The sequence below is a fragment of the Phormidium sp. FACHB-592 genome (genome assembly GCF_014695795.1).
In the GTDB taxonomy this organism is placed as follows: Bacteria; Cyanobacteriota; Cyanobacteriia; order Leptolyngbyales; family Leptolyngbyaceae; genus Stenomitos.
Genome location: NZ_JACJOZ010000029.1, coordinates 1 through 12,928 on the forward strand (window position 1 = coordinate 1; position 12,928 = coordinate 12,928).

Annotated in this window: 10 protein-coding genes; 5 read left to right on the top strand and 5 right to left on the bottom strand. The window is 50.7% G+C overall.

Annotated elements, in window-relative coordinates; all coding sequences use genetic code 11:
* Positions 1–197: 197 nt before the first annotated feature.
* A complete protein-coding gene (locus H6F86_RS06000) occupies positions 198–662 on the top strand; it encodes a response regulator (protein ID WP_190447202.1) in 465 nt (154 codons plus the stop codon).
* 10 nt (positions 663–672) lie between these two features.
* Complete coding sequence (locus H6F86_RS06005; RefSeq protein WP_190447203.1) at positions 673–2,955, top strand: GAF domain-containing protein; 2,283 nt, start codon at positions 673–675, stop codon at positions 2,953–2,955.
* 13 nt (positions 2,956–2,968) lie between these two features.
* Here H6F86_RS06005 and H6F86_RS06010 read toward each other — a convergent pair whose 3' ends face one another.
* Together H6F86_RS06010 and H6F86_RS06015 are read right to left on the bottom strand one after the other, a co-directional pair.
* A complete protein-coding gene (locus H6F86_RS06010; protein WP_347240091.1) occupies positions 2,969–3,976 on the bottom strand; it encodes a 1-acyl-sn-glycerol-3-phosphate acyltransferase in 1,008 nt (335 codons plus the stop codon).
* Position 3,977: 1 nt separating this feature from the next.
* Complete coding sequence (locus tag H6F86_RS06015) at positions 3,978–4,718, bottom strand: response regulator transcription factor (RefSeq protein ID WP_190447205.1); 741 nt, start codon at positions 4,716–4,718, stop codon at positions 3,978–3,980.
* A 301-nt stretch (positions 4,719–5,019) separates the two neighbouring features.
* Between H6F86_RS06015 and H6F86_RS06020 the strand changes: the two genes are divergently transcribed.
* Entirely contained in the window at positions 5,020–6,258 is a 1,239-nt protein-coding gene (locus H6F86_RS06020; RefSeq protein ID WP_206756011.1) for a glycosyltransferase family 2 protein, read from the top strand.
* 102 nt (positions 6,259–6,360) lie between these two features.
* Here H6F86_RS06020 and H6F86_RS32735 read toward each other — a convergent pair whose 3' ends face one another.
* Entirely contained in the window at positions 6,361–6,483 is a 123-nt protein-coding gene (locus H6F86_RS32735; RefSeq protein WP_277881645.1) for a hypothetical protein, read from the bottom strand.
* 27 nt (positions 6,484–6,510) lie between these two features.
* On the opposite strand from H6F86_RS32735, the gene H6F86_RS06025 reads away from it, so the two are divergent.
* Entirely contained in the window at positions 6,511–8,751 is a 2,241-nt protein-coding gene (locus H6F86_RS06025; RefSeq protein WP_190447206.1) for a cation:proton antiporter, read from the top strand.
* Between the two features lie 79 nt (positions 8,752–8,830).
* On the top strand, positions 8,831–9,313 hold the full coding sequence (locus H6F86_RS06030) for a hypothetical protein (RefSeq protein WP_190447207.1): 483 nt from the start codon (positions 8,831–8,833) through the stop codon (positions 9,311–9,313).
* Positions 9,314–9,843: 530 nt separating this feature from the next.
* Here H6F86_RS06030 and H6F86_RS06035 read toward each other — a convergent pair.
* Positions 9,844–12,423, bottom strand: coding sequence for a tetratricopeptide repeat protein (locus tag H6F86_RS06035; protein ID WP_190447208.1), 2,580 nt, complete (start codon positions 12,421–12,423; stop codon positions 9,844–9,846).
* 233 nt (positions 12,424–12,656) lie between these two features.
* Positions 12,657–12,827 (bottom strand): ssl1498 family light-harvesting-like protein, encoded by a 171-nt coding sequence (locus H6F86_RS06040; RefSeq protein ID WP_190447209.1) that lies wholly within the window; start codon positions 12,825–12,827, stop codon positions 12,657–12,659.
* Positions 12,828–12,928 lie beyond the last annotated feature (101 nt).

Genomic DNA, 12,928 nt, shown 5'->3' on the forward strand with positions numbered 1-12,928 from the left:
AAAAGGTGTGCAATATCCAGACGCGATACGATGGTTTCCATAGCTGAGACCGTTACTTCAAAACCAGTCTCAGCTTTTCTTGTGTCAATTTCTGTTCGTCGAACTCACGTTAACACAAGCTATTTAATATTTCGCCTCTAGAGTATTATAGAGAGTGCGGAGCGATCGCGTTAAGCATGTTCAAATGACTGACAAACATGACGCAGATACGTGAGGGCATCTCGCAGATCGAACCAACTCGTATTTTGCTAGTAGAAGACGACCCCAACGATGTGGAGTTGATTCGGCTTGCGTTTCGCAACTATAACTTGGTGAATCAGCTTGATGTGGTCGCCGATGGCGAACAAGCGCTTCACTACTTACTGGGTCAAGAAGGCATACCGCTACGTCCACTGCCACGCTTTGTTCTGCTAGACCTAAAGCTACCCAAAATTAGCGGTATCCGCGTCTTACAAACTTTACGCAGGCATCCCCGCACACAGCAACTTATTATTGTCGTCATGACCTCCTCGCAGGAAGACAGTGACCTTAATACTTGCTACGATTTAGGGGTTAATAGCTATATTGTCAAGCCTCTGGATTTTCAGCAATTTTTAACCGTTACGCGGGATGTTGGGCTTTATTGGATGTTACTGAATAAGTCCCCTTTATTTCCCTTTTGAAATGTTTGTTATGTCTGATGGTCAGCAACCAACGCTTCAACCAGGGTTAATTATGCCATCAACTCTGCGTGTGCTGATTGTAGAAGATGAGCCAGTGGATGCTGAATTAGTTATCCTGGCTATGACAGCGGGAGACATTGAGCTGACGTACAAAACAACTGATACGCTGGCAGGATGCCAGCAGTTGTTGGAAAACCACTTGTGGGATGTGGTGCTGTCAGACTATCGGCTGAAAGGGTTTACGGCGTATGAGGTATTGGCGTTACTTCAGCAGTCAGACCAGCAAATTCCGCTGATTTTAGTGACTGGCAGTCTTGGTGAGGAGGCAGCAGTCGCATGCATCAAAGCAGGCATGACTGACTATGTGCTCAAAGATCGCCTGTTTCGTCTGCCAACAGTGCTGGAGCGATCGCTCCGTGAGTTTGAGCTACATCGACAGCAGCAAGCGGCAATGGCGCAAATTCAGCAGCACGCAAAACGAGAAACCATTATTAATCGCATTGTGCAGGCAATGCGTGGAACCCTGGTGTTGCATGATGTGCTGCAAACGACGGTTGATATGGTCAAAGAGGCTCTCTCCCCTACCTGTTGCCTTGTCGTTCGCCCCTCTGAGAGCGGTGAGATGATCGTCCGCACCATCAGCGACGCACCCCAAGACTGGAAACTGTTGCTCGGTAAGCCCTGCAATGTCTTTGGGCATCATGCTAAAGCTTTGAGGCAAGGTGAGCTTGTGGTGATCAACAAAATTCCTCAGTCTCCAGGGTCAGAGCTTCAAACACTTGCGGCACAGTACAACATTCATGCTTTTTTGCTCGTGCCCTTGATGCATCAGCAAGAATTTTTAGGTGAGTTGTCTTTGTATCAATGCGATCGCGATCGCACGTGGACAGCGGATGAAGTGTCGATGGTGAAGGCGATCGTTGACCAATGTGCGATCGCAATTCATCAGTCACAGCTCTTTCACCAGGTGCAGCAGCAAGCGCAGAAAGAGAAGCTACTCAACCAGATTGCCCGCATTATCAACTCTAGCCTTGATCCAACGTATATTTTGAAAGAAATAACCCGCTTGACGGGCACTAGCTTTGCGGTCGATCGCGCCTTTATTTTTGAAATTAAAGACGAGCAAATTCAGATTTTGGATGAATGGCGGCTGAACACCCAGGAACCCTCAAGGATTGCCACTACCTTTCCTGTAGCGGACTGGTCAGACCTGCTCGATCCTCATTCTGACTTCTACGTCCAGCGTGTCTTTTACACACCCGATTTGGCAACGCTTGAACAGACTCCTGCCAGGCTGATGCAGACCCGTGACTACCAAATTTGCTCAGTTCTAGCTGTGCCAATTTTGATTCGGGATCAACTTTTTGGGGGGCTTTGCCTGAACACCACGGCAAAACGAGAGTTTACAGAGAACGAAATTCACCTGTTGCAGCAAATTGGCGATCAGGCGGCGATCGCCCTCTACAATGCTCAAAGCTATGAGCGCTTAGAGCAACTGGTTCAGGAGCGCACTCATGAGCTAGAGCTAGAAAAACGGTTCTCTGACTCTGCCAATCGGTCGAAGAGCGAATTTCTTGCCAATATGAGCCACGAACTGCGGACACCCCTGACTGGCATTTTAGGGTTTTCTAGCTTGCTCCTTAAGCAGATTTTTGGTCCCCTTACTGCCAAGCAGCAACAGTATCTTGAGAACATTAGTGCGTGTGGTGATCACCTGCTGTTGCTCATCAACGATCTCCTCGATCTGTCAAAAATCGAAGCAGGACGAGATGAGCTATTGCTGGAAGAGGTTTTTATTGAAGAAATTTGTACCGCTTGTCTTGCTTTTATTCGAGAGCAAGCGGACGATCGGGGCTTGCAGGTGAGTCTGGCGATCGCCCCTGAGGTCACAACCTGTACTGTCGATAGTCGTCGCCTGAAGCAAATTCTTGTCAATCTGTTGGCAAATGCCGTCAAGTTTACCGAACAAGGGACAGTGACGCTTACCGTTGAGAAGACCCAGAGTGCAGAGCCAAGGAGTAGCAAGTCCGGCTTAGGTAATCAGCCACCAGCCTTTATCCTTTTTCATGTTGCCGATACGGGCATTGGCATTGCCCCTCACGACATTCCGACTCTGTTTCAACCGTTTCAACAGCTTGATAGCGGCTTAAACAAAAAGTACCAGGGCACAGGCTTAGGTCTGGCACTTGCCCGCAAGCTAGCTCAACTGCATGGTGGCGATCTAACTGTTAGGTCTGAACTCAATCAGGGTAGTTGCTTTACCTTAAGCCTGCCGCACGGCAACTATGGTTAAAGTCGGCAAGTCCTTACCGCAGGTGATCAATAACGGTTTGTAAGCGCGATCGCAGTGCCTCTGCCATGCGGTACGTGCGCGTTTGGGTTTGCTTCTCGCCCTGCTTAACAGACTCCCAGGGTTGCTCAAGCGGTTGCACATAGTACTGCAAGCGCGATCGCATTGCCCAAACACCCATTGAGGGAAAGAGTATAAATGCCAGCATCAATGGTGATAGTGGAAACAGCGGCAAGCCAGTACGACGGGCTAACCAAGGCAGGTTGGTCGCTAGTGGATGCAGCGCCTCACTGCCAATGCAGGCTACTGGCAGTACAGGCACGCGATCGCGCAAGCTTAACCGCAAAAAACTAGGGTCAAATGTTGCCAATTGATAGCGCCGCCACCAACCTTTGCTTAAACCCCGCCAACTTTCTGGCGCATACAACAAACTGTTTTTTTTAGTATCGCTATTCTGTAGTGCTGCTGCAAAACTGTGCCGTTCTGCTCGCACCCCACCTAGCACGTGTGCCCATCCGCTCGGTAGCCACCAAATCAGCCAGGGATGGTCAAAAAAGATAGGATGCGCTAGCGGCTGTACAAACCAATCACGCTGCTGGCTTAACAAGTAGCCCAGACTGACAAAATCCCACGGAAAGCACATCCCTGCATGGTTCATGGCGACGATGAGTGGACCGTTTGCAGGCAGATTTTCAACGCAGTGTAACGTGGCACGAAAGTAACGAGTGACGATCGGTGTCAAAATCTCGCGCTGAAACGCTGCTTGATAGGCTGGGTCAGGTGTAACGGGCGTTGAGACGAGCGAGCGACCCAGCAATCGTTTAACTTGTAGCCGCAACCAACGGCTTACCAGAGCGAGATAAAAACCACCTGGAAGCAAAAAGAGCAAGTATTCTAGCCAGCTCCAGCCATTGACATCAGGCTTGTAATGCTGCCAATGACGATTAAACAGAATAAGCCAACCGGGTGGATACCAGAGACAAAACCAATCAAACCAACCAAAGCGATAAGGTTGAGTCAACACACTAACCGGCTAATGAGGCTTCGCTCTCCGACGCTTGTCCAGTAGCAGGCAGTTCGAGACAGTAGCCTGCACCATACACAGTCTTAATGTAGCTGGGACGACGTGGGTCAGGTTCCAGCTTTGTTCTTAGATGACGGACATGAACCCGAATTGTTTCAATGTCGTCATTGGGGTCGTACCCCCAGACTTCTTTAAGGATCTCGCTAGGTGAAACGGTCTGTCCATGGCGTTGCAGCAAGCAGTGCAGTAGCTCAAATTCAAGGTGAGTCAACTTTACCGTTTGGTCAAACCAAATCGCCTCAAAACGCTCTGGCACAAGAGTTAGGGGACCGTAATTTAGAATCTCGCTGTGCTTAGCGGCTTGGGGAATCCGATCAGTTCGACGCAAGAGTGCCCGCACCCGTGCCAGCATTTCCTCTACTTCAAAGGGCTTGGTGAGGTAATCATCAGCACCGGCGTTAAAGCCTTCTACTTTATTCTGCGTCTGACTCAGAGCAGTCAGCATTAAAACAGGGATATCAGAGGTGCGTTCATCACGGCGCAAACGCTGACAGACTGTGAACCCATCGACTTTAGGCAGCATAAGGTCCAGCATGACGAGATCGGGCTGAAGCTGCAAAGCCATTGCTTGACCCTTGATGCCATCAGCCGCTTGGCTCACGTCATAACCAGCCATTTCGAGATTTACCGCGACGAGTTCTGAAATTGCAGGGTCGTCGTCGATGACGAGTATCCGGGGCATCGTTCAAAGGGAGTAAAGGAGCTGATTGCTTGCAACTGTTGAAGCAATACGAAGATGTCTGTACAAATTATAAGCAAGGAATCTAAATCTTTTTTAAAGAAACCGAATCTTCCTGAAAAGAAAAGCAGTGAGGTGGTTTCTTGAAGCCCTGCGGTACACTTGGGTTGATTGCTGGACCTACATTGGTAAGGCAGCCCAAGCAGGCATTTTAGAGAAGTCGTACATCGAAAAGCCGTCCCTTGGGTCATGCCCCAAATCAACTTAATCTTTAAGCTGGACAGAACCTACCGTTGTTAAACCTTTGATATTACTTGCAGTGACAGTGATCGCTCTGATCGGGGTGATGACTTACTCAGCCAGATTACGTCGCATTGCTGAAACCGCTCCTAAACTGGCGATCGCAGGCGATCCCGTCAGCGTTATACCACCAGATAACTCAGCCACAGTTTCTACCATTTCAGTTATCATCCCTGCTTACAACGAGGCAGACAATATTGAAGCCTGCGTGCAGTCTGTTTTACAAAATACGACAGCCGCAGAACAGTTGGACGTGTGGGTGGTTGATGACCAGTCGAGCGATGCCACGCTAACGATCGTCCAAACGCTTCAGCAAACCCTTAATGATCGCCGCTTACGGGTACTGGAAGGCAAACCGCGACCCGAAAACGAAATTTGGTCAGGCAAAAACTGGGCGTGTGTTCAGGCAGCGACGCAAGCGACAGGAGAGTTTCTGTTGTTTCTGGATGCGGATGTGAGGCTCAAGCCAGGGGCGATCGCTGCGGCAGTGAAAACGGTACAACAAAAGCAGATTGATTTATTAACCCTTTGTCCTGAGATTGTTTGTGGTTGCCTTGCAGAATGGTTGGTGCAACCGTGGATGATGAGTTTACTCATTGCCGGATTCGACTTTAATGAAGTGAATGACCCTGACGCTGAGGCAGCTTTTGCAGCCGGAATGTTTATGCTGTTTCGGCGCACCGCATACGAACAACTCGGTGGACACCAGGCAGTTGCCGATCAAGCGGTGGAAGATGTCGAACTGGCGCGGCGCGTCAAGCAGAAAGGGCTAAAGCTCTACTATGCCGTTGGTGCAGAGCTGGCATCGGTGCGTATGTATCGATCGCTAGCTGCGGTTTGGGAAGGCTGGACTAAAAACTGGCATCTAGGCTCCCGTCGTCAGCTTTCTACGAGCCTTTTTTCAGCCACAATCATGGTCTGGGTTTGTGTGCTGCCTTGGTTAGCATTAGTTACCGCACTCTATCAAAGTGGCACTATCGGGTTCAGTTTCGTGAACGGGTTAACGATCGTGCTTGCCCTGGTTGCGATCGGGTTACAGTACGACCTGCGTCGCTCCATTGAGCGTGTGACTGCTATGCCACCCCGTTATTGGTGGCTCACAGGTGTGGGCGGTGTGCTTGTGGCAGCGATCGCAATTGTTTCAATTATCAAGACCGAAACTGGCTGGGGCTGGACGTGGCGCGGACGAGCGTTGCAACTGCCAAATGCCGATAGTAACGTTGGGGCAAAAAGTAAAGGGTAATGGGGTCAGTGTCTAGCCGTTCAGGGAATTAACCAAGTGAAGAGAGCCAAAAAAACAGCACTACAGCAACATTCAAACGGGTCAGCCACAGTTATTTTCTTGTTAAAAAGTGAAGCGATCGGAGGGGAAGGAGGTGAGGCTGCTTCTAAAGGAAACGCTATCGCCCAAAACGCGCTGGCGCAGTAGCACAAGCAACGCCTGCGTCACTTCTTCTCTCCTTCTCACGACTCTTCCCCTTCTTCTACCACTCCAATGAAATTCGATATTATCGTCCATGTTCTAATCGAAATCCTTATTGTCATCGGTCTTTCCCGTGTCGTTGGGTTAGGTTTTCGTCGCCTTAAACAGCCGTTAGTCATTGGTGAGATTGTCGCTGGGGTGATGCTAGGACCATCCCTACTCGGATTGCTAGCACCCAGTTTGGCGACTGCGCTTTTTCCACCCGAAACGATTCCCTTTCTGAATGTGCTGGCTCAGATTGGGCTGATCTTTTTCATGTTTTTGATTGGGCTGGAGCTTGACCCTAAGTATCTACGAAGCCATCTCGACATAGCAGTGCTGGTCTCTCATGTCAGCATTTTGGTGCCGTTTTCGCTAGGATCGCTGCTGGCGCTGCTGCTTTATCCGCTGGTTTCAAGTGGGGTCGTCTCGTTTACAGCGTTTGCGCTTTTTTTGGGTGCGGCAATGTCCATTACGGCGTTTCCGGTGCTGGCACGAATTATTACCGAAAATAACCTCCAGAACACGCGGCTGGGGACGATGGCATTAACGTGTGCGGCAGTCGATGACGTAACAGCATGGTGTCTGCTGGCGCTGGCGATCGCGGTGACGCGCACAAACAGCATGGCAGGAGCGATTCCTACTATTGTGCTGTCACTTGTCTACATTGCGTTTATGGTGACGGTGGGGCGGAAGTTTCTGAAAACGTTTGCCGCCTATTACGACCGCAGCGGACGGCTGAATCAGTTCGTCCTGGCGGTCATTTATATGGGTGTTGTGCTTTCTGCCCTAGTTACAGAGCTGATTGGCATTCACCTGATTTTTGGTGCCTTCTTGATTGGCGCAGTCATGCCCAAACATCCGGGGCTAACGCGCGAACTGGCGCAAAAGACTGAAGATTTTGTGCTGACGTTTCTCCTACCCGTTTTCTTTGCCTATAGTGGTTTGCGAACTCAAATTGGCTTGCTCAATACGCCGTTTTTATGGCTGCTGTGCGGTTTAGTTGTCCTGGTGGCGATCATAGGCAAATATTGTGGCACGTACTTTGCAGCTAGGGTTTCTGGAATTGAAAAGCGAGAAGCCTCAGCGCTAGGTTGGCTGATGAATACGCGCGGCTTGACTGAACTCATTGTGCTAAACATTGGTTTAAGCCTGAATGTCATCTCGCCACTGCTGTTTACAATGCTGGTGATTATGGCGTTGGTGACAACCTTCATGACTTCGCCGCTGCTGGAGTGGACGTATCCTAAACGGTTGATCCGCAAGGATGTTGTTGAATCAACTACGGATGAAATCGAGCCAGCGTATCGAATTATTGTGCCTATTGCCAATCCCAATAGCCAAAAAGGTTTGGTTGAATTGGCAGTGACGATCGCGCTGGGTGGCACTGACCAATCCTTGCAGCTAGCACCCGCTGCCATTTATCCCTTGAGTCTGATCCAGCTTGATGAAGAATATGCGTTTGGTGGCACTCCAGCCGAGGCAGAGCGACTCATTGCTGAACGCGAACGGCAATTAGCAGCACTCATAGCAAGCCTCGAGCCACCGTTAGTACGACCCTTAGTGCGTCCGATCGTGCGGGTTGCAACCGATGTCGCCCAGGAAACAGCCAGAATTGCAGATAGCGATCGTGCTGACCTCATTTTAATGGGCTGGCACCGTCCTGCCTTTAGCCGTAATCGACTGGGGGGGCGTGTGGGGCAAATCCTCAGTACTGCGCGTACGGATGTCGCTGTTTTTGTTGACCGTCAGCACAGCAAGCTAGAACACTTACTGGTGCCATACGTTTCTGATTTGCACAATGACTTAGGGCTAGAAATTGCCTTACGCATTCTTGTGAACAGCAAAAACTCCTCTCTGACAATTCTCAGCCTTACCCAGGGACATCAAGCCAACGATCGCACCTACGAGTTTCGGACACTGATGGAGCAGTTACCCTCTTCAGTGCGCGATCGCATTCACACGCCACAAATTGAGTCAAATAACCCGATCGCTGCTGTTGTAGAAGCCTCGGCTAAAGTAGACTTAACGATCGCCGGAGCCAGCCGTGAATGGGGTCTAGAACGTCAAACGCTGGGCTTTTATGCCGATCAATTAGCAGTACAGTGTCACTCATCCTTGCTCATCACCCGCCGCTATAGTCAAGTGACGGCACACCTATCATCCGTGCTTAACACCGCTACTGGGAGTGGGCTGAACGAACCAGCAGTAATCACTTCGGCGATAAGTAAGGGAGAAACGGATGAGGAATCGAAGATGAGCGATGAGGGGTAAGGGCAGATTTTAAGTTGCTTTTTACCTTCTCACTACCTACAGACAACGACCTGCAAAGTTAATCATTAAGCGCTGACCGATGGGAAATCATTTCAATCTCAAATCGTTGACTTTCTACGCTGTCGCGATCACGTCTGTCGTTACTTTGTTCAGTGTCGTCACGGCATACGGTGAAGCGAACCTCAAAGCGGCTCAAAAAATTGACGGGCGCTACCAGATTCCCGCTCAAGACTTACCAGGATGCTTGAAGTCCGATCAGCTTGTGCTTTTGGTGCAACAGTCTGGCATTTACCTGACAGGTTCGCTGTTGGCGGCAGACACGATCGAAACGTTGGGCAAACGGGCAACGGAACGCCCCTCCATGACGGGAAACTGGGAGAACCAACGACTGACACTACAAGGAGAGGCGAGTTACTTACCCAAATGCCAGGGCACCGTGAAAGTACAAGGAACGATCGCCGAGCAAACCCTCACTGGCACGCTGAGCCTGAGTTCTGCTCCTGGTGACATTCCTTTCACCGCGCAGTACGAAGCCTCTCAGCCCAAAGCTGCGGAGCATTAAAGCGACGCCTGGTAGACAAAAGCATAGACACTTTTTTTAGCGTTACGTTTTTGCTTCTAGTACCACATGAGTTCGACGAACAGAAATTGACACAAGAAAAGCTGAACCTGGTTTTGAAGTAGCGGTCTCAGCTAGGAACACCAGCGTAGCGCGCCTCGACACCACACCTATATGGTGAACACTGGACGACTTTTGTCAGCCGCTTGAGCACCCCTGCCAACGTCAAGCGCATGCCAGCCAATACTGTTCGCGTAGCGTGTGCGAAGCACTAAGACCACAAACCTGTACCTGAGCCAAAACTTGCTAGGTAAGCGCTTTGGCGACCGCAGCCCTGTCTCACAAGCCTTGTTTGAACAGTTGTATGAGCGCGAGTGTTGGCTCAGCATCTGGATAAGGGATAGGGGGGAGCAAAGGCGGCGAGGGGAGCAGAGAGGAGGAAAGCTGTGATGACTAAACTTTTAGCCTTGAGCCTTTACCCTTTTACTGTTTTACCCTTTCACCTTCTGCCCTCTGCCTTCTACCCCTCTCCTCTAAAGCTGCCTCAACACGTCAGGCAATAAATTTGCAGGCACTTTAGATAGCGCCAGGGATTGCCCTTTGGAGCCAAATTCGCTGTGGAAGGCACGTATAGTTTGGATGACGTAGCTAAACACAGTTTTGTAAAGGTCTGGTTGGGTTTGCCAAGCCTGTAGTGCCTGAAGATGATGGTGTAGGGCAGCTTCCAGGTTGGCAGAGCGCTGGGTATTGCTGTCACGCTGATGTTTAGCGATCGCAAGTTGGTAGTAGGCGAGTCCTAGGTTGTTGTGGGTGGCAGCAGGGTCAAAGGAAAGTGAGGGGAAAGAGGTGCTGGCGGTTGTCAAGTATTCTACAGCAGCGATCGCCGCTTTGTAGGCTACGATCGCCTGCTGCAATTGCTCATGGCGTTGGTCAGGCTGGCTCTCTAGGAGGGTGGCAAGTTGCCAGTACGCCGTACCAAGATTGTTTTGTGTTGCGGCATAGGCAGCAGGAGCAACATCCAGGGTGCGATAAACCAGTGCGGCACAGTAAGCAGCGATCGCCCGTTCCAACAGGTCTGCTGCGGAAAGACTTTTGCCTGTTGCTGTCCCTACACCAAGATTTACTTGGGGTTGCTGCGCCAGATTCCAGTACGCTGTGCCGAGATTGTTTTGGATCATGGCGTAGTGCATGGGTTCGCAGGTGGGACTGTAGTAGCGCAATGCCTCGAAATAGGCGGCGATCGCTTGCTTAAGCCGTCGCACGGGTTGCTGATACTGTGCCAAATTCCAGTAAGCCGTACCGAGATTATTTTGCGTGGCGGCATAGCGTGCTGGGTCGTCGTGCAGTGGGCGATAGCGTAGCGCTAACTCATAGGCTGCAACAGACTGCTCCAAACTTTCGGCTGGTGTACGAAACCGTGCCATATCACCATATGCAGAACCAATGTTGTTCTGAATCATGGCGTAGTTGTGGGGGCGTGTATCGGGATTGGTTTTTGCCAAGGCTTGCTGATACGCGGCGATCGCCTGATCCAGATACGTCAGGCTTTCGTCTACTACAGACTCTTGTCGCGATAGCATCCAATACAGATTGCCAATGTCATTCAGCACGTCTGACCACAGCAGCGAAGCATCGTCCAGCCACGGCAGCGTTTGCTCATACACACAAACTGTCAGCAGCAAGTGTTGTGAAGAGGCTTCCCCCTGCTCAATGCGATCGCGACAAAGATTGCCCAGATTTTGGTATGCCGCTAACAGCGTTGCTTTTGGAGCCTGTTGCAAATGCAGTTGCTCAATCTGCTGCAAGGTCTGAATGATGATGGCATTTTGACTAGAAGGCGTTTTGCCTACTTCTTCAGCCATCACTGCCAGAATAAGATCTGCTAATGCCAGTGCTGCCTGACTTTGATCGGGAGTATCAGCACTGACAGTCGGTGGCTGTGTCGGCGTATCAGTAAGCGCTACAACTGGTAGGACGCTTGCCGCAGAATGTACTGCTATAGAGTTAGCGACCGCAGGAGTCACTGGCAGGAGTTTGCCTGCCTCGTTTGTTGGATTCGTTGGTTGGGTGATCGCAGCCTCACTGTCAACAGTTGCGATCGCTGGCACTGCGGCTGGGTCGAGATCGGTCGGTGCTAGCGGTTGCGATTGCGATGACACCTCTTGCTCGGATACCGCTTGTTCTGATGCCAATTGCTTCGGTGCATCCAGCAGCGCTAGATCATGGCTGAGAATATCCCACAGATTTTCTTTGGACGGTTCTTGTAATGATAGGTCTGCGGCGGGTGTAGTGGTAAACGCCTCTGTCGTGGCGTTACTGACGTGATAAGAAGGGTCACTTGGCTCACTACTAAAGCTCTGCGTCTGAGCTGGTGCTGCATTGTTAGTCACTAGCCGCACGGCAACAGACCGCACAGGGGTTGGATCGCCCTCAAATTCAAACAGAGCAGTGTGCCAGTTCCAGAAGTCAGGAGCAGACTGCTGCACTGCGTTGAGCCAGGGGCGCGGCAACCAGAGCAGGAGCGGGGACTCTAAACAAGAGAGGTAATGCTCGATCTGCTGGAGCGAGTGCAAAAACCGCTTTTGCACGGGAGCGGGCTGACGAGTCAGGCGCTCAACGCCCAAAATTTGGAATCCGGGCGATCGCAGTCTTGGCTGGCAACCCTTTGGTGGTGGATACTCAGCCAACCACTCCGCAATCTGTACCATTGGGTTCGGTTCACTCAGGTTGAGGTTCAGGCTCACCAACCGAGGATAGAGCAACCGCGATGGTCGCGACGCTCTTGGCAGTGTGGAGGCATCGTGTTCGTCGGCAATCACCGACAGGCGATGATCTAGAGGTGAGATGACGCTAGCCGAGTCGTCTTGTGGTGCTGGCACAGCATCAGTTGTCAGCAGCTTGGGCGCTGGGTACGCCAGTTCTGCATAGAGGCGAGCCGCAATTCGGTTACGCAGTGCCAGATCGTCGCAGACTGCCAGAAAAATTTGTCGACGCAGGCTAAGGCTGAGTGCCAGCTTCAAGCGCAAGTATGCCGTTTGGTTTTGTCCCGAGAAAACCTGAAGTGCGCGATCGCCAGCAGGAGAAGCCGTTAGAGAACAGTCAGCGAGTTGCATTGCAGATAGTACGCCGGGTCGTACGAAGCCGTCTGTGATTGGAGCGAATACAACTCTTTTCAGCGGCTTGGGCTTCGCTCAGGATGATTGGCTGACATTCCCTAAGCCAGCCAGTTGCCCCCAAAAAAACCGGGCGCTTACACTTAGCAAGCTGCCCGGTTCAATTCCATCGTTCATTCTAGAGAGTTTTTTTCTTAAAAGCCACCAAAAAACTGATGTCAAAAAAATTGCAGTTACGACACAGATGCCGCTACAAAAAGAAGTCCACCAATTAACGCGACTGCTCCAACACTCAGAATGAGGTAGTTACGCTTTTGATTTTGGGTGGGCGGCTCCGCCTGGTACATTTTTGGCTCAATCGCAAAATTATTTAACCGACCACCCTCTTCAACGGTGTAACGCATAAGTTAATCCTCAGATATTTCAAGAATTGTAACAAAAAATCAGGGATAACTCACACAGCTAACAAAAAGATTCAGCGATTAGGCTAAATTCTTGGCAAACA